Below are 16,088 nucleotides of genomic sequence, written 5' to 3' on the forward strand. Positions count from 1 at the left end.
GGCGGCGGTGTAAAGCGGTTTTGTCAGAGGTCGGTGGCGCGCTGGTGCCGCGCCTCGTACAGGCCGACCTCACCGCCGCCCGGCAGGCGGAGCCTCGTCAGCAGCCCCCAGCCCGCGTCGGTGACCGGCGCGGTGAACTCGACGCCCCGGCCGGTCAGCTCGCGCACCGTCGCCGCCACGTCGTCGCACAGGAAGTACAGCTCGTGCGCCTGCTCGGCGTCCGTCGGGTGGACCGCCACCTCGGCGGGCGGCAGCTTCACGATCAGCCAGCCGCCGCCGGCGTCCACGTGCGGCTGCCCGAGCACGTCGCGAAGGAAGGCGCGGTCGGCGTCGGCGTCGTGGCTGTAGAGGATCACATGAGCTCCGTTGATCATCCATCGAGCCTAGGCAGCCGTTAGGGTGGCCGGCATGGCTTACGACGTGGTCCTGTTCGGCGCGACCGGCTTCACCGGCCGGCTCACCGCGGAGTACCTGGCCCGGCACGCCCCCGACGACTGCCGCTGGGCGCTCGCCGGGCGCAGTCGCGCCAAGCTCGAAGGTGTGCGCGACGGGCTGGGGCCGAAGTTCGCCCAGCTGCCGCTGCTGTACGCCGACGTCACCGATCCCGCGTCGCTGAAAGCGGTTGCCAACTCGGCGAAGGTCGTGATCACCACGGTCGGCCCGTACGTGCAGTACGGCGAGCCGCTGGTGGCCGCGTGCGCCGAAGCCGGCACCGACTACGTGGACCTGTGCGGCGAGCCCGAGTTCACCGACCTGATGTACGTCCGCCACCACGCCCGCGCCGCCGAGACCGGCGCCCGCATCGTGCACGCGTGCGGCTTCGACTCGATCCCGCACGACCTGGGCGTCTACTACACCGTCAAACAGCTGCCCGACGACGTGCCGATCCGCGTGCGGGGCCAGGTGCGGGTCGGCGCCGCGTTCTCCGGCGGCACCTACGCCTCCGCGCTCGGCGCCGCGTCCCGGCTGCTGCCGATGCGCCAGGCCGCCCGGGAACGCCGGAAGCTGCAGCACCGCCCGGAAAACCGCCGGGTGCGCGCGGTCACCGGAACCCCGCGGCGCGACGGCGAGACCGGCCACTGGCTGGTGCCGCTGCCGACCATCGACCCGCAGATCGTCGTCGGCTCGGCGCGCGAGCTGCCCGAATACGGGCCGGATTTCACCTACAGCCACTACGCGGCGGTCAAGCACCTGCCGGTGCTGGCGGGCGGGCTCGCCGGGCTGGGCGCGGCGGTCGCGCTCGTGCAGCTCCCGCCGGTGCGCAAGGCGCTGGGCAACCTGCGCAAGCCCGGCGAGGGCCCGAGCGAGCAGCGGCGTGCGAAGTCCTGGTTCAGCGTCCGGTTCACCGCCGACGGCGGTGGCAGGCGTGTGGTCACCGAGGTCTCCGGCGGCGACCCCGGCTACGACGAGACGGCGAAGATGCTCGCCGAGTCGGCGCTGTGCCTGGCGCACGACGACCTGCCCGCCCGCGCCGGGCAGCTCTCCCCCGCCGCCGCGATGGGCGACGCGCTGCTGACCCGGCTGAAGAACGCCGGGCTGACCTTCCGGACCCTCCCGTCCTGAACCACCCGGACGGGGGATACCGGCGACACGAACCCCGACCTGCTTAAACACAGTTCAAGCCGGGCCTTACAGTGATCGTATGGCTCGACTGACGCGCGCTGAAAGTCAGGCGCACACGCGCCGGCGTCTCCTCGCCACCGCCACCGAACTCTTCCTCCGCGACGGCTACACCGCGACGTCGCTGGAACGGGTGGCCGAGGAGGCCGGGTTCTCCAAGGGCGCCGTGTACTCCAACTTCCGCAACAAGGACGAGCTGTGCCTGGCCGTCCTGGACGGGGTGCGCGCGGAGAAGGCGGCGTCGGTGGACGCGACCCTGTCCCGCACGGACAGCCTGGAGGAGCTGCTGGCGGCCTTCGCGGTGTGGGCCGCGGGCACCGGGGGCGACCAGGCGTGGATCCGGCTAGAGGCGGAGTACCTGCTCAACTGCCGCCGCGACCCGGAGCTGCTGGCGCGGCTGGCGAAGAGCAACGCCGAGATCGCCGACCTGGTGACGGAGCTGCTGAACGCCAACGCGCGGCGGCTGGGCGTGCGGCTGCCGATGGACGCCCGCCAGGCGGCGTACGCGTTGTTCAGCATCACGCTCGGGCTGGGCCTGCTGCGCTCGGTGGACCCGGCCATCGGGGTCGAGTCGTTCACCTCGGTGGTGCGGCTGCTGGCCCAGCCGGCGGAGGTGACGGTGCCGGAGGCGCGCTCGGCCAGCCACGAACCGGCCGGCGGGGCCGATGCCGGCGCGCACCGGGACTGAGCGCTGGGTAGATCAGCGGGGCGGCAGCGCGTGCAGCTCCACCTGCTCCAGCCGCCCCGACCGGACCCGCGCCGTCAGGTACGTGTGCTCGGGCTGCCGGCGCCGGTCGGTGGGCGAGCCGGGGTTCAGCAGCCGCAGGCCGGACTCCGCCACGCTGTCCCACGGGATGTGGCTGTGCCCGAACACCAGCACGTCCACATCCGGGTACTCCCGCGCGCACCGCGCCTCCCGGCCCTTCGCCGGGCCCGTTTCATGCACCACGGCCAGGCGCAGGCCCGCCAGGTCCGCCCACGCCACCTCCGGCAGCCGCGCGCGCAGCTCCGGCCCGTCGTTGTTGCCGTACACCCCGATCAGCCGCCGGCTGCGCGCCTCCAGCTCGTCCAGCAGCGCGACCTCCACCCAGTCCCCCGCGTGCACCACCACGTCCGCGCGGGCGACCTCCCGCCACAGCTGTTCCGGCAGATCACGCGCCCGCTTGGGCACGTGCGTGTCGGACATGATGACAAGGCGCATGGTCACCGGTGTATCACGCTGGGCCACCCGGAGCAGGGCACCGATTCCCCCGCCCGTAACCTTCATCCGGGTTGTCCGGATCAGGAGGGGTGAGCCTTGACGCAGGAACCCGCGTGGCCCACGACCGACGACGAGCGGACCGAGGTCATGACCCCGGTCACCGACGTGCTGCCGAAGGTGACGCAGGAGCCACCGCGCAAGAAGAGGACCGCCAAGCGCACCGCGATCATCGCCGCCTCGGTGCTCGGCGTGCTCGCCGCGCTCTACGCCGTGGACCTGCTGATCAGCCAGGGCACCGTGCCGCGCGGGGTCACCGTCGCCGGTGTCGACGTCGGCGGCCTCAAGCGCACCGCGGCCGAGGACAAGCTGCGCGACGAGATCGAGCCGCGGCTGACCCAGACCATCCCGGTCCGCGCCGGTGACGCCACCGCCGCGATCGACCCGGGCACCGCCGGCCTCACCCTCGACTGGCCGTCCACTTTGGACCAGGCCGGCGACCAGCCGCTCAACCCGTTCACCCGCATCGCGTCGTTCTTCAGCGACCGCGAGGTCGGCGTGGTGACCCACGCCGACGAGGACAAGCTGACCGCGGCCATCGAGGAGCTGCGGGCCCGCACCGACCGGCTGCCCGTCGAGGGCACGATCCGGTTCGAGGACGCCAAGCCCGTCGCGGTGCCGCCGCAGCCCGGCCAGCAGCTGGACGCCGCGGCCGCCAAGAACGAGGTGCTGCGGCACTGGGCGACCGGGCAGACGCTGACACTGCCGGTGGCGACCACGCCGGTCCAGGTCTCCGCCGAGGCCGTCCAGGCCACGCTGGAGGGGTTCGCCAGGCCCGCCGTGTCCACGCCGCTGGTCATCCGCGGCGAGGGCGCCGACGCGACACTGTCGCCGGAGGCCGTGGCCGCCGCGCTGTCGTTCGAGCCGGGCGAGGGCGGCACGCTGGTACCGAAGGTCGACCACAACAAGCTCATCGAGGCGGCCGGCCCGCAGCTCAAGCCCTCCGAGAAGGAGGGCAAGGACGCGCAGATCGTGTTCGAGGGCGGCCGTCCCACGGTGCAGCCGTCGGTGGACGGCAAGGGCGTCGACTGGCCCCCGACCCTGCAGCCGGTGTTCGACCTGCTCAAGACACCGGGCAAGCACGAGCTGGTCGCGAAGTACCACACCACCCCGGCGAAGGTGACCACCGAGCAGGCCAACCAGCTCGGCATCACCGAGGTCATCGGCGAGTTCACCACCGGCGGGTTCGCGGCCGACTCGGGCGTGAACATCCGGACCGTGGCGCAGAAGGTCAACGGCGCGATCGTCAAGCCGGGCGAGACGTTCAGCCTCAACGGGTTCACCGGCCCGCGCGGCAAGGCCCAGGGTTACGTCGAGGCCGGCGTGATCGAGAACGGCGCCCCGGCCCGCGAGGTCGGCGGCGGCATCTCCCAGTTCGCCACCACGCTGTACAACGCGGCCTACTTCGCCGGGCTGAAGGACGCCGGGCACAAGGAGCACAGCTACTACATCAGCCGCTACCCCGCCGCGCGGGAGGCGACGGTGTTCCAGAGCCCCGGCGGCGCCAGCGTCATCGACCTGAAGTTCACCAACGACTCCGACACCGGCGTGGCCATCCAGACCATCTGGACGCCGTCGTCGATCACGGTGAAGCTGTGGGGCACCAAGCGGTACACGGTGGAGTCGATCCCGGGGCCGAAGACGAACTTCGTCCCGCCGCAGGAGAAGCCCGGCCCGGCGGAGAACTGCCACGCCTCCAACGGCGCGCAGGGCTTCACCACCAGCGACACCCGGGTGCTGCGGGACGCCAAGACCGGCCGCGAGGTCAAGCGCGAGACCCGCACGGTCCACTACAACCCGCAGCCGAAGATCGTCTGCGCCACACCGGGCCCCTGAAACCCGTGAAACCCGTGAAAAAAAGGGGGGCCGCACCGATCCCGGTGCGGCCCCCTTTTCGCGTGGTCAGGACGAGCGCTTGATCTCGTCGAGCCGCACCTGAACACCGTCCAGCACGCGGTCGACGGCGTAGTCGAACAGCTCGCCGAAGTAGTCGCGGTTCTTCTCCGGGTCGTGCAGCCGCTCGTGCACGGTTTCGGCGAGGGTGGCCAGGCCGGACAGGTTCGGGTCCGGCGGCGGCGCGCCCCACCCGCCGGAGATCTGGGCCTTCGCCTCGTTGGCCTTGCGCTGGTCGTCCTCCAGCGAGATGAACAGGCAGGCCTGGCTGACCAGCAGCCGGCACACCATGGCGGCCTCGTCCTGGTCGAACCCGGCGCGCAGGAGTGTCCTCATCGCACGGTCCACAGTGGGCCCACCGGCCTCGACCGAGGGGCCGTTGAGCGCCACCCGGCGCGCGACCCCGGGGTAGCGCATGAACACGACCCGCAGGTTGGTCAGGAACTGCCGCCACCACGGCCGCCACTCCAGCTCGGCGGGCGGGAGCTCGTACATCGCGATGACGCGGTCGACGACCGCGGTCACGACCGTGTCCCGGTCACCCACGTGGTGGTAGATCACCGCCGGGTAGGCGTCCACCGCGCCGGCGAGCTGGCGCAACGTCCACGACTCGACCCCGTGCCTCGCGGTCAACTCGAGCGCCGCGTCGATGATGCGATCCGGGGTGACCGCGGGCAGGCCCGCCGCGTCACGGGAACGCGGGCGGCCGGGCACGGGAGCAGACTTCGCCATGGCGTAACAGTAGCTCGCCGGTGTTGGCGCGCCAGTCAACACCGCCGCCAATCGTGATGAAAACAGCTCGCCAAGGGGAACCGGGCCTGGGAGGCTGGACGGGCAAGCGCGTGACATCCAGGAGGTCGCATGTCCGAGAACAGTTCACCGGGCGAATCCGAAGACGACGTCAAGCGCAGGTTCCGCGAGGCTCTGGAACGCAAGCAGGCCAACGCCCAGTCCTCCGGCCGCCAGGACGGCGGCGGCGGCAAGGGCGGTCACGTGCACGGTCACGGCCCCGCGGCCAGCAAGCGCACCTTCCGGCGCAAGAGCGGCTGAGCGGACGGCGTGGGTGCCTGTGCGGCACCCACGCCGTCACCCGGTCAGGGCGTGAAGGTCTCCAGGTGGTCGACCACGACGAACCGCGAGGCCGGTGACGCCGCGGCCACCGCCGACCGCAGCGCCGCCAGGCCGCCCCAGTCGCGAGCCGGTTCGGTCAGCGGGTGGTCGAAGTCGTCCCAGTGCGTCGGGACGACGTACGGCGGCTGCCCGAGCACGCGCAGCAGCCGGCCCACGTAGTCGGCGATCTTGCCCCCGCCGGCGGGCAACAGCACGACATCCGGACGCAGGCCCTCCAGTTCCGACTCGACGTAGTTCGAGCCGCCGAAGTCGATCACGCTCCCGCCCCGCGCCGAGGTCACGTGGTACGCGAGGGTGCCACCCTCCACAAGATCCTGAATGTATTTCGGTTTTGGCAGGTTGCCGAGCCCGAAACCGGGCCGGGTCCCCGGAAACGGCACCGCGGCCCGTGCGCCGGACGCCGAATGCAACGAGCGCAGGATGCGGATCGTGTAGCCGTCGAAGGTGAGGAACTCGCCGCCGCTCGCCACCGCCAGCTGGTCCTCCGGCGCGCCCAGCGCGGCCATCAGGTTCAGGTGGGTCTCGGTCCCGTACACGGTCGCGCCGGTTTTCCGCGCCAGGTAAGGGACATCGGTCAGGTGGTCGTAGTGCCCGTGGGTGACCAGGATGTGGTCGGCCCGCAGCTCGCCGCTGTCCACGTAGCGGTCGATGAGCCCGGTGTCCACCGTCAGCCGGGTCTTCGGGTCCGCGCCCTGCGGCGAATAGGTGCCGGTGTGGAACCGGGTCAGCCACGGGTCGATCAGGACGGTCTTCGTGGTCGTGCCGTCGGCGCTGGGCATCCGGATCTCCCAGCTGTTGTTGCCCCACCAGCGCAGCGTGAGTCCCCCACCGGTCGCGGCCCGGGCGGCCGCGGGCGCCGCACCGGCGAGGACGGCGGCGGCCCCCAGGCCCACCCCGAACACCCCGCGCCTGCTCAGTCGATCAGTCATGGCGCCACCCCAGCACGGAACTGGTACGACTGTCCAAGACCGGACCGGCCCGCTCGCGATACGCCGGCCGATATCGTCGCAGCGTGGACCCCCTGCGCGCGTTGCGCTACTTCGTCGTGGTTGCCGAAGAACTCCACTTCGGCCGCGCCGCGGACCGGCTCGGGATCGCCCAGCCACCGCTGAGCCAGCGCATCCGCCGGCTCGAGGACGATCTCGGCGCGCGGCTGTTCGACCGGGACAGCAGGCGGGTCGAGCTGACCGAGGCCGGGCAGATCCTGCTCGCCGAATCCCGCGACCTGCTGGCCCGGTGGGAACGGATGCGCACGCTGGTCGGCAAGGCGCACCGCGGCGAGATCGACTCGCTCCGCGTCGGGGTGCCGCCGGAGGTGGCCGGGCGGGTGCTGGCCGATCTGCTGACCACGTTCGGCGGCGCGTGCCCGGACGTGCGGCTGGACCTGCAGGAGCTGACGACGACCGAGCAGGTGCGGCTGCTGGCCGACCGCGAGCTGGACGCCGGGCTGTTGCAGCACCCGGTGGACGTGTCCGGACTCGAACTGGGCCCGGCGGTGCAGACGCCGCTGGGGGTCGTCCTGCCGCGGGATTCACCGCTGGCAGCCCGCTCGGAACTGGCACTGGGCGATCTGGCCGGGCACGGGCTGGTGCTGTTCCCGCGCGCCGCCGCGCCCGGCTTGTACGACGCGACGCTGCGGACGTGCTGGGAGCAGGGGTTCCGGCCGTCGCACGTGCGGCACGCGCGGAACCCGGAGTTCGTGCTGGGGCTCGTGTTGTCCGGGCAGGGCGTGGCGTTCGACCAGGGTCTGGTGGCGCGCAAGGAGCCGCGGGTGGTCTGGCGGCCGCTGGTGCCCGGGTCGCTGTCCTGGCGGATGTCGGTGGCCTGGCCCGCGGTCAACCCGCATCCGGAGGCGGCGCGGCTGGCGGAGGTCGTCGCGGACGTGCTGGCGCGCGACGGCGTGACGACGCCGGCGCCGGTTCAGGACCCGGTGGAGCGGCCGTGGAACGTGGTGTTCGGGCGGTCGTGAACGATCTGTTCGATGGCGGCTCTCGCGGCCTCGCCGATGGCGTGGTCGACGTCCGGCAGGCGGGACTCCAGGGTCGGGGCCCGGGTGAAGACCGCGACGGCGTAGCGGGCGCCGTCGGGGTACTCGGCGACGCCGATCTCGTTGCGCACCGCGAGCAGCGAGCCGGTCTTGCCCCACACCCGGACCTGGGGCGGGAAGGCGGCGGTGAGGCGATGCCAGTTGACCTGCTGCGCCATCAGCTGCCGGATCCAGCGGCACGCCTCGGGCGGGCCCGCGGTGTCGCCGGCGATGGCGGCGAGCAGGGTGGTCATGTCGCGCGGGGTGGTCGCCGAGGTCCGCAGGGGGTCGAGCGCGCGGGTGGCGAACACCTCCGCCACGGGCAGGGCGGGGAAGCGGCGGGCGAAGTCGGCGGCGTCGCGGGCGCCGATGTCCTCGGCCATGGTGGCGACGACGTCGCGGGGCGAGCCGATGACGCGGGTCCGCGTGAGGCCGAGCTCGCGGAGCAGGGAGCGCACGTTGTCCAGGCCGACGCGGTCGAAGAGCAGGTCGGCGGCGGTGTTGTCGCTGACGGAGAGCGCGAAGAAGGCCGCGTCGCGCAGGCTCATCTCGACGTCGTCGGCGCAACCCGCGGTGCCGGTGCCGCCGAGCCGGTCGGCGGCGGTGACGCGGAGGCGGTCGGCGGGGTCCAGCTGCCCGGCGGCGACCTGACGGGCCAGTTCGAGGACGAGCGGAACCTTGACCACCGAGGCGAGCACGACCGGCTCGTCGGGATCGAGGCCGGACTCGCCGGTGCAGCCGAGGCAGCGGGCGTGCAGCCAACCCCGCACGCCCGCCGCTTCGAAGATCTTCCCCGGTGTCACACGGTAAGGATGGACCGCAGCCTGCCGACCTCGGACATCCGGCGCTCCGCCAGGCGGTCGGCGGCCGTGGCCGGCGGCACGCCCTCGGCCTTGGCCAGCTCGAACACCGCCTTGGTGGTCTCGAAGATGCCGGCGGCCTTGCGCTTGGCCCGCTCGAAGTCGAAGCCGTGCAGCTCGTCGCTGACCTGGATCACCCCGCCCGCGTTGACCAGGTAGTCCGGCGCGTACAGCACGCCCCGGTCCTCCAGCGACTTCTCGATCCCGGGGTGGGCGATCTGGTTGTTCGCGGCGCCGCACACGATCTCCGCGCCCAGCTCGGGCACGGTCGTGTCGTTGAGCGCGCCGCCCAGCGCGCACGGCGCGAACACGTCCAGCGGCATCCGCAGCAACGTCGCGTTGTCCGCGACGACCTCGACGGCCGGGTGCGCGGCCTTGACCCGGTCGATCGCCGCCGGGTTGACGTCGGTGACCGACACCCGGGCGCCGGCCTCGACGAGGTGCCCGACCAGGATGTGCCCGACCTTGCCGACGCCGGACACGCCGACGTGCCGCCCGGCCAGGTCCGCGCTGCCCCACCGGAACTCGGCGGCGGCGCGCATGCCCTGGAACACCCCGAACGCGGTCAGCACCGAGGAGTCGCCCGCGCCGCCGTGGTCGCGGGAGCGGCCGGTCACGAAGCGGGTCTCGCGGGCGATGACGTCCATGTCGGCGACGTAGGTGCCCACGTCGCAGGCGGTGTAGTACCGCCCGCCGAGCGACTGGACGAACCGGCCGTAGGCGCGCAGCAGCGCCTCGGTCTTGGTGGTCGACGGGTCGCCGATGATGACGGCCTTGCCGCCGCCGAGGTCGAGCCCGGCGAGGGCGTTCTTGTAGGCCATGCCCTTGGACAGCGCGAGGACGTCGTCGAGGGCGTCGCTTTCGCGGCTGTAGGGGTAGAAGCGCGTGCCGCCGAGCGCGGGGCCCAGCGCGGTCGAGTAGACGGCGATGATCGCCTTCAGGCCGCTCGCCTGGTCCTGGCAGAACACGACCTGTTCGTGACCGCTTTCGCGGCCGAACACTCCATCCGTCACGGTGGTGACTCCTCATCTGCGACCCGCCCGGCGACGTTCGTGGCGCCGCGGAGGGTTCCGGTTGTGGGTGGAGCTCCCGGAAAGGTCGTTCCCGTCGGCTCCTGAGGAGAAACTTAGCGGTCTTCCGGCGAAAAGCCATGGGAAGATCGGATGATGCACGTGCGCACCGGTGGTTCGGACGGTCCGGTCCTGCTCGCCCTGCACGGCCTCGGCGCGACCGGGGCGGTGTGGGACGGGGTGGTCGAGCGGTGGCCGGGCCGCTGGATCGTGCCCGACCTGCCGGGACACGGCCGGTCGGCGCCGTTGCCCCGGTACTCGTTCGGGGCGCTGGCGGCCGCGGTGGCCGAGTCGGTGCCGTCCGGCACGCCGGTCGCGGTGCTCGGGCACTCCCTCGGCGGGGTGGTGGCCCTCACCCTGGCGAGCGGTTGGTTCGGCGTGCGGGTGAGCGGGGCTTGCGGACTCGGCATGAAAGTGCGCTGGACCGAGGAGGAGCTGGCGCGGGCGGCCGACCAGGCCACGCGCCCGGCGAAGGTGTTCGGCTCCCGCGAGGAGGCGGCCGCGCGGTGGCTGAAGGTGTCCGGCCTGCACGGGCTGGTGCCCGCGGACTCGCCGATCGTGGACAGCGGGCTCGCCGAGGGGTGGCGGCTGGCGCTGGACCAGGCCGCGTTCGGGGTGGGCGCCCCGGACCTGGCGGGGTTGCTGGCGGCGGCGCGGGCCCCGGTGATCCTCGCGGCGGGCGAGCACGACCCGATGTGCCCGGCCGGCCACCTGCCCGGCGACGCGGTGATCCTGCCCGGGCTGGGGCACAACGCGCACGTGGAGGACCCCGCCGCGCTCGACCCGCTGCTCGCGCGGCTGCGCGGCGCTTGACCGCTAGTTGTTGCGGGTGGTGGCGTTGGTGTCGGCTAGTGGGTCAACCGAGGTGGTGGCCAGGGATCCTGGCCGAAGAATTCCCCTACGCCCACGGCTGGACCAGCGAGCGGGAACGCACCGAGGCGCTAGCGGTCTGGAACATCCACGACAACCACCATCGACCACACAACGCCGCTGGAGATCAGCCACCAGCGACCCGACTCCGCCCCGGCGTCGCCAACGTCAAGGCCTCATACAGCTAGAGGTCGGCGCGCACCGCCCACAGGTCGGGGAACAGCGGCTGGAACAGCGTGCCCCGCAGGTACTTCGCGCCCGACGAGCCGCCGGTGCCCGCCTTGTCGCCGATCGTGCGTTCCACCATCTTCACGTGCCGGTACCGCCACTCCTGCACGCCCTCGTCCAGGTCGACCAGGTGCTCGGCCACCGTCGCCGGGCCGCCGTCGTCGGTGTAGACCCCCAGCAGCAGCTTCCTGCGGTCGCCGCTGACGTCGTAGCCGTGCACCGACAGGTAGGTCAGGAACGAGTCGAACAGCGACGGCCGCGCCATCGCCGCGGAGATCCGCTCCCGCGCCGGGCTGCCCTCCGGGTAGTGCGCCACCATCCGCGGGTCGCGCCGGCCGAGCACCGCCTCCAGCTCGCGGAACTGCGCCGACTGGAACCCGCTCGCCGCGGCCAGCCGGGTCCGGAAGCTGGTGAACTGGCTGGGCGTCATGGTCTCCAGCACGTCGATCTGGGCGACCACGACCTTCATGATCGTCAGCACCCGCCGCAACGTGCGGACCGCGTGCGCGGTGTCCCCGGCTTCCAGCCTGACCCGCAGGTGTGCCAGCTCGTGCAGCATCTGCTTGAACCACAGCTCGTACACCTGGTGGACCACGATGAACAGCATCTCGTCGTGTTCCTCGGACCGCGGGTGCTGCGCGGCCAGCAGGTCGTCCAGCGCCAGGTACGAGGTGTAGGTCAGGGACGCGTGTTCGTCCGTCACGGCAGCCCCGCCAGCGACTCGGCGAGCGCGGACTCGGGCAGCTGGTTGTCAGTCATCCGCCCGGCCAGGAACGCCGCGTAGGCCGGCAGGTCGAGGTGCGCGTGCCCGCACAGCGCGGTCAGGATCGCCTTCTCCTCCCCGGTCTCCTTGCAGCGCAACGCTTCCTGGACGCACGCCGCCAGCGCGTGCGTCGGCTCGGGCGCCGGGATGATGCCCTCGGAGCGCGCGAACTGGACCCCGGCGGCGAAGCACTCCTGCTGGCCGACCGCCATCGCCTCGATCAGGCCCAGCTCGTAGATGTGCGACAGCAGCGGCGCCATCCCGTGGTAGCGCAGGCCGCCGGCGTGGATCGGGTCCGGGATGAAGTCATGACCCAGCGTGTGCATCTTCAGCAGCGGCGTGAGGCCCGCCGTGTCGCCGAAGTCGTAGGCGTAGCGGCCGCGGGTCAGCGACGGGCACGCGGACGGCTCGACCGCGCGGATCACCGGCGCGATCCGCCCGGCGAGCTTCTCCCGCAGGAACGGGAACGCCAGCCCGCCGAAGTTGGACCCGCCGCCGGTGCAGCCGACGATCACGTCCGGCGTGTCGCCGGCCTGCGCGAACTGCAGCAGCGCCTCCTCGCCGATCACCGTCTGGTGCAGCAGCACGTGGTTGAGCACACTGCCCAGCGCGTAGCGCGTGTCCGGATCGGCGGCGGCCTGCTCGACGGCCTCGCTGATCGCGATGCCCAGGCTGCCGGTCGAGTCCGGGTCCTTCTCCAGCACGGCTCGCCCCGCGGCGGTTTCCTTCGACGGGCTCGGGTGCACCGTCGCGCCGAAGGTCTCCATCATGATCTTGCGGTAGGGCTTCTGGTCGTAGGAGGCGCGCACCTGCCAGACCTCGCACTCCAGCCCGAACGTCGCCGACGCGAACGCCAGCGCGCTGCCCCACTGCCCGGCGCCGGTCTCGGTCGTCAGCCGCCGGATGCCCTCCGCCGCGTTGTAGAACGCCTGCGGCACGGCGGTGTTCGGCTTGTGCGAGCCGACCGGGCTGACGCCCTCGTACTTGTAGTAGATCCGGGCGGGCGTGCCGAGCGCCCGCTCCAGGCGACGGGCCCGGTACAGCGGCGAGGGCCGCCACAGCCGGTAGACGTCCAGCACCTCCCCCGGGATGTCGACAAAGCGATCTTGGGTGACCTCCTGGGCGATGAGCGCCTGCGGGAACAGCGGCGCGAGGTCGTCCGGGCCGACCGGCTCGCGCGTGGCCGGGTGCAGCGGCGGTGGCGGTGGTTCCGGCAGGTCGGGGATCACGTTGTACCAGGTCGTCGGTAGATCCGACTCGTCGAGCAGGTACTTCGTCCGGCTGGTCATCGGCGGGCCCCCTTCGTCGTGGCGGCTCCCCCAGCTTGGCTCGCGATGGCGTTCAATGGAAGACGTGCGCAGAACCATCGACTGGGTGAACGGTGCGATCGAGATCATCGACCAGGTCGCCCTGCCGGGCGAGTACCGCACGCTGCGGCTGACCACCGTGGACGAGCTGATCGACGCGATCCGGCGGCTGGCCGTGCGCGGCGCGCCCGCGCTCGGCGGCGCCGGGGCGCTGGGCACGGCGCTGGCGGCCTTCGCCCACGACGACCCGGCCGCGGTGCGCGCCGACGCGGAGCGGCTGGCGAACGCCCGCCCGACCGCGGTCAACCTGAGCTGGGGAGTCTCGCGTGCGCTGAGCCGGCTCGGCGACGGCCCGGACGCGGTCCTCGCCGAGGCTCTCGCCTTGCTCGACGAGGACGAGCGGCTCAACCAGGAGGCGTCCGCGCGCGCCGCCGAACTGATCCTGGAGCGGTGCCCGCGCCGCCCGCTGCGCCTGCTCACGCACTGCAACGCCGGCCGGCTGGCGACCGTCGGCTGGGGCACCGCGCTCGGCGTGGTGTGGCACCTGCACGCCGCCGGGCACCTGGAGCACGTGCTCGCCGACGAGACGCGCCCGCTGCTGCAGGGCGCGCGGCTGACCGCGTGGGAGCTGGCCGAGGCGGGCGTGCCGTACCGGGTGCTGCCGGATTCCGCGGCGGCCGCGGCGATGGCGCGCGGGATGGTCGACTGCGTCGTGGTCGGCGCGGACCGGATCGCGGTCAACGGCGACGTGGCGAACAAGATCGGCACCTACGGCCTGGCGCTGGCCGCCGCGCGGCACGGGCTGCCGTTCGTGGTCGTGGCGCCGTCGTCCACTGTGGACCCCGAATTGGAATCGGGCGAATCCATCGTCATCGAAGAACGGGCGCTGGAGGAGATCACCACCATTTCCGGCATTCCGGTCGCACCACCCGGGACGAAGGTGTTCAACCCGGCGTTCGACGTCACTCCGGCGGAGCTGATCACCGCGGTGGTCACCGAAAAGGGCCCACTGGTCCCCTGAAATTCGGTTTGCCGGATTCCCTACTTTCTTCGGTAACCTGGTAACGAATTCGTGGACGCGCTGGTTTTCGCCGGACGCGGTTCTAGTGTCTGCGCAATGCGAAGAGCATTGACTGTTGTCGCGTCGCTGGCGTTGGCGGGTGGTGTGCTCGCCGTTCCGGGCACCGCCGCCGCGCAGGGGCGCGCGGTGATCCCGCTGTCCCATCCGCTGTGGGCGACCCCGCAGGCCAAGGTCGCCGACTCCGCCCCGGCCGCGAAGCTGAGCTTCCGGGTCTACCTGACCATGCGCGACCAGGCGGGCGCGGACGCCACCGCCCGCGCGGTGTCCGACCCGTCGAGTCCGTCCTTCCGCCGGTACCTGACCCCGGACCAGGTGCGCGACCGGTTCGCGGCGAGCGACGCCACGCTCGGCGCGGTGCGGAACTGGTTGTCCGGCAGCGGGTTCAGCATCGGCGACGTGCCGGCCAACCGGGCCTACGTCGAGGCGACCGGCACCACCGGCCAGGTGGAGCAGGCGTTCGGCGTGGACCTGGCGCGCTACCGGGTGGACGGGCAGGTGCTGCGGGCCGCGGACCGGGAACTGTCGGTGCCGGCCGCGCTGTCCGATGACGTGCTCGGCGTGATCGGCGTCGACCAGGCCACCGCGCTGATGAAGCCGGACATCACGGACGGATCGCCATCCGACGTGCCGCCGTCGGACGGGTTCCGCAACGCGCCGCCGTGCAGCGCCTACTACGGCGAGAAGACCGACACCACCGACCCGGCCTACCGGGGGCAGCAGCGGCCGTACGCGCCGTGCGGCTACACGCCCGCCCAGCTGCGGTCGGCCTACGGGCTGGACAAGGTCCGCGCCGACGGCAGCGGCACCACGGTGGCCATTGTGGACGCCTTCGCCTCGCCCACGCTGTACGCCGACGCCGCGGAGTACGCCCGGCGCAACGATCCGGCGCACCCGCTGCGGCAGGCCCAGTTCGCGGAGAAGGTGTTCCCCGCCAACGTCGACCAGGAGCCACCGGAGGCGTGCGACGCGGCCGGCTGGTACGGCGAGCAGACGCTCGACGTGGAGGCCGTGCACGCGATGGCGCCGGGCGCGAAGATCCTGTACGTCGGCGGGTCCGACTGCCAGGACGCCTCGCTGGACGAGGCCCTGAACTGGATCGTCGCCGGGCACCAGGCCGACGTCATCTCCAACTCCTACGGCGACGCGGGCGAGGACATCCCGGCTGCCGAGGTGCGGGTGTGGACGCAGATCGCGCAGCAGGCGGCGATGGAGGGCATCGGCGTCTACTTCTCCTCGGGCGACAACGGTGACGAGGCCGCCCGGCTGGGCAACCCGTCGGCGGACTTCCCGGCGTCGGACTCGTGGGTGACCGCGGTCGGCGGGACGAGCCTCGCGGTCGGCAAGGACGGCCGGACGCTGTTCGAAACCGGTTGGGAGACCGGCAAGAGCACCCTGGCCGGTGGCGTGTACGGCCCGGCCGCTTACACGTCCGGTTCCGGCGGCGGCACCAGCGTGCTGTTCGACGAGCCGTTCTACCAGCGGGGTGTGGTTCCGGACGCGCTCGCGGCGCAGAACCAGCGCGGCAAGGCGAGGGGCCGGGTGGTGCCGGACATCTCCGCGGTGGGCGATCCGAACACCGGGTTCCTGGTCGGGCAGACGCAGACCTTCCCCGACGGCGTGTACTACGACCAGTACCGGATCGGCGGCACGAGCCTGTCGTCGCCGGTGCTGGCCGGGATCATGGCGGTGTCGGACAGCCTGACCGGGTTCCACCACGGGTTCGTCAACCCGGTGATCTACCGGGCCGGCGCGCCGGCGGTGCGGGACGTCCAGCACGTGGACGGCGCGGTCATGCGGGTCGACTACGCCAACTCGGTGGACGCCACCGGCGGCCTGATCACCTCCGCGCGGGAGCTGGACTGGCCGGGACTGACCATCCACACCACCCCCGGGTACGACAACGTGACCGGGCTGGGCGTGCCGAACGGCCTGGCGTTCCTGCTGCTGCCCTGAGCGGTTGTGGAGGCCACCGGAGAATCGG

The 16,088-nt window shown here is 72.4% G+C and carries 16 protein-coding genes; 8 read left to right on the forward strand and 8 right to left on the reverse strand.

Annotated features, from left to right (window positions below; all coding sequences use genetic code 11):
* Positions 1–23 precede the first annotated feature (23 nt).
* Positions 24–374, reverse strand: a complete 351-nt coding sequence (locus tag IE290_RS31310) for a VOC family protein (RefSeq protein ID WP_191248334.1) — start codon at positions 372–374, stop codon at positions 24–26.
* A gap of 34 nt (positions 375–408) precedes the next feature.
* Here IE290_RS31310 and IE290_RS31315 point away from each other — a divergent pair, with 34 nt between their 5' ends.
* Together IE290_RS31315 and IE290_RS31320 are read left to right on the forward strand one after the other, a co-directional pair.
* Positions 409–1,563, forward strand: a complete 1,155-nt coding sequence (locus tag IE290_RS31315; RefSeq protein WP_191248335.1) for a saccharopine dehydrogenase family protein — start codon at positions 409–411, stop codon at positions 1,561–1,563.
* A 79-nt stretch (positions 1,564–1,642) separates the two neighbouring features.
* A complete protein-coding gene (locus IE290_RS31320; RefSeq protein WP_191248336.1) occupies positions 1,643–2,308 on the forward strand; it encodes a TetR/AcrR family transcriptional regulator in 666 nt (221 codons plus the stop codon).
* Between the two features lie 12 nt (positions 2,309–2,320).
* Here the strand turns inward: IE290_RS31320 and IE290_RS31325 are convergent, their stop codons facing one another.
* Positions 2,321–2,821: a metallophosphoesterase family protein gene (locus IE290_RS31325; protein WP_191248337.1), complete on the reverse strand. Its 501-nt coding sequence runs from the start codon at positions 2,819–2,821 to the stop codon at positions 2,321–2,323.
* A gap of 96 nt (positions 2,822–2,917) precedes the next feature.
* On the opposite strand from IE290_RS31325, the gene IE290_RS31330 reads away from it, so the two are divergent.
* Positions 2,918–4,714 (forward strand): VanW family protein, encoded by a 1,797-nt coding sequence (locus tag IE290_RS31330; RefSeq protein WP_191248338.1) that lies wholly within the window; start codon positions 2,918–2,920, stop codon positions 4,712–4,714.
* A 66-nt stretch (positions 4,715–4,780) separates the two neighbouring features.
* On the opposite strand, the gene IE290_RS31335 is transcribed toward IE290_RS31330, so the two are convergent.
* Complete coding sequence (locus IE290_RS31335) at positions 4,781–5,503, reverse strand: TetR/AcrR family transcriptional regulator (protein WP_191248339.1); 723 nt, start codon at positions 5,501–5,503, stop codon at positions 4,781–4,783.
* Positions 5,504–5,632: 129 nt separating this feature from the next.
* On the opposite strand from IE290_RS31335, the gene IE290_RS31340 reads away from it, so the two are divergent.
* On the forward strand, positions 5,633–5,821 hold the full coding sequence (locus IE290_RS31340) for a DUF5302 domain-containing protein (protein WP_191248340.1): 189 nt from the start codon (positions 5,633–5,635) through the stop codon (positions 5,819–5,821).
* A gap of 44 nt (positions 5,822–5,865) precedes the next feature.
* Here the strand turns inward: IE290_RS31340 and IE290_RS31345 are convergent, their stop codons facing one another.
* Complete coding sequence (locus IE290_RS31345) at positions 5,866–6,831, reverse strand: MBL fold metallo-hydrolase (protein WP_191248341.1); 966 nt, start codon at positions 6,829–6,831, stop codon at positions 5,866–5,868.
* Positions 6,832–6,914: 83 nt separating this feature from the next.
* Between IE290_RS31345 and IE290_RS31350 the strand changes: the two genes are divergently transcribed.
* Complete coding sequence (locus tag IE290_RS31350; RefSeq protein WP_191248342.1) at positions 6,915–7,871, forward strand: LysR family transcriptional regulator; 957 nt, start codon at positions 6,915–6,917, stop codon at positions 7,869–7,871.
* Here IE290_RS31350 and IE290_RS31355 read toward each other — a convergent pair.
* Positions 7,823–8,731: a serine hydrolase gene (locus IE290_RS31355; RefSeq protein ID WP_191248343.1), complete on the reverse strand. Its 909-nt coding sequence runs from the start codon at positions 8,729–8,731 to the stop codon at positions 7,823–7,825. The two genes, IE290_RS31350 and IE290_RS31355, sit on opposite strands and share 49 nt — an antisense overlap.
* Positions 8,728–9,801: a Glu/Leu/Phe/Val family dehydrogenase gene (locus tag IE290_RS31360; protein WP_191248344.1), complete on the reverse strand. Its 1,074-nt coding sequence runs from the start codon at positions 9,799–9,801 to the stop codon at positions 8,728–8,730. The genes IE290_RS31355 and IE290_RS31360 overlap by 4 nt, the downstream gene beginning before the upstream one ends.
* Positions 9,802–9,954: 153 nt before the next feature.
* Between IE290_RS31360 and IE290_RS31365 the strand changes: the two genes are divergently transcribed.
* Complete coding sequence (locus IE290_RS31365; RefSeq protein ID WP_191248528.1) at positions 9,955–10,671, forward strand: alpha/beta fold hydrolase; 717 nt, start codon at positions 9,955–9,957, stop codon at positions 10,669–10,671.
* A gap of 241 nt (positions 10,672–10,912) precedes the next feature.
* On the opposite strand, the gene IE290_RS31370 is transcribed toward IE290_RS31365, so the two are convergent.
* Both IE290_RS31370 and IE290_RS31375 read right to left on the reverse strand, forming a co-directional pair.
* Positions 10,913–11,659 (reverse strand): tryptophan 2,3-dioxygenase, encoded by a 747-nt coding sequence (locus IE290_RS31370; protein ID WP_191248345.1) that lies wholly within the window; start codon positions 11,657–11,659, stop codon positions 10,913–10,915.
* Entirely contained in the window at positions 11,656–13,008 is a 1,353-nt protein-coding gene (locus IE290_RS31375; protein ID WP_191248346.1) for a TrpB-like pyridoxal phosphate-dependent enzyme, read from the reverse strand. Before IE290_RS31375 ends, IE290_RS31370 begins: the two co-directional genes overlap by 4 nt.
* Before the next feature lie 64 nt (positions 13,009–13,072).
* Between IE290_RS31375 and mtnA the strand changes: the two genes are divergently transcribed.
* Together mtnA and IE290_RS31385 are read left to right on the forward strand one after the other, a co-directional pair.
* Positions 13,073–14,047 (forward strand): S-methyl-5-thioribose-1-phosphate isomerase, encoded by a 975-nt coding sequence (mtnA, locus tag IE290_RS31380; protein WP_444541897.1) that lies wholly within the window; start codon positions 13,073–13,075, stop codon positions 14,045–14,047.
* 96 nt (positions 14,048–14,143) lie between these two features.
* Positions 14,144–16,060 (forward strand): S53 family peptidase, encoded by a 1,917-nt coding sequence (locus tag IE290_RS31385; protein ID WP_191248348.1) that lies wholly within the window; start codon positions 14,144–14,146, stop codon positions 16,058–16,060.
* The last annotated feature ends 28 nt before the right edge of the window (positions 16,061–16,088 follow it).

The organism is Amycolatopsis deserti (assembly GCF_014653945.1).
Lineage (GTDB): Bacteria > Actinomycetota > Actinomycetes > Mycobacteriales > Pseudonocardiaceae > Amycolatopsis_E > Amycolatopsis_E deserti.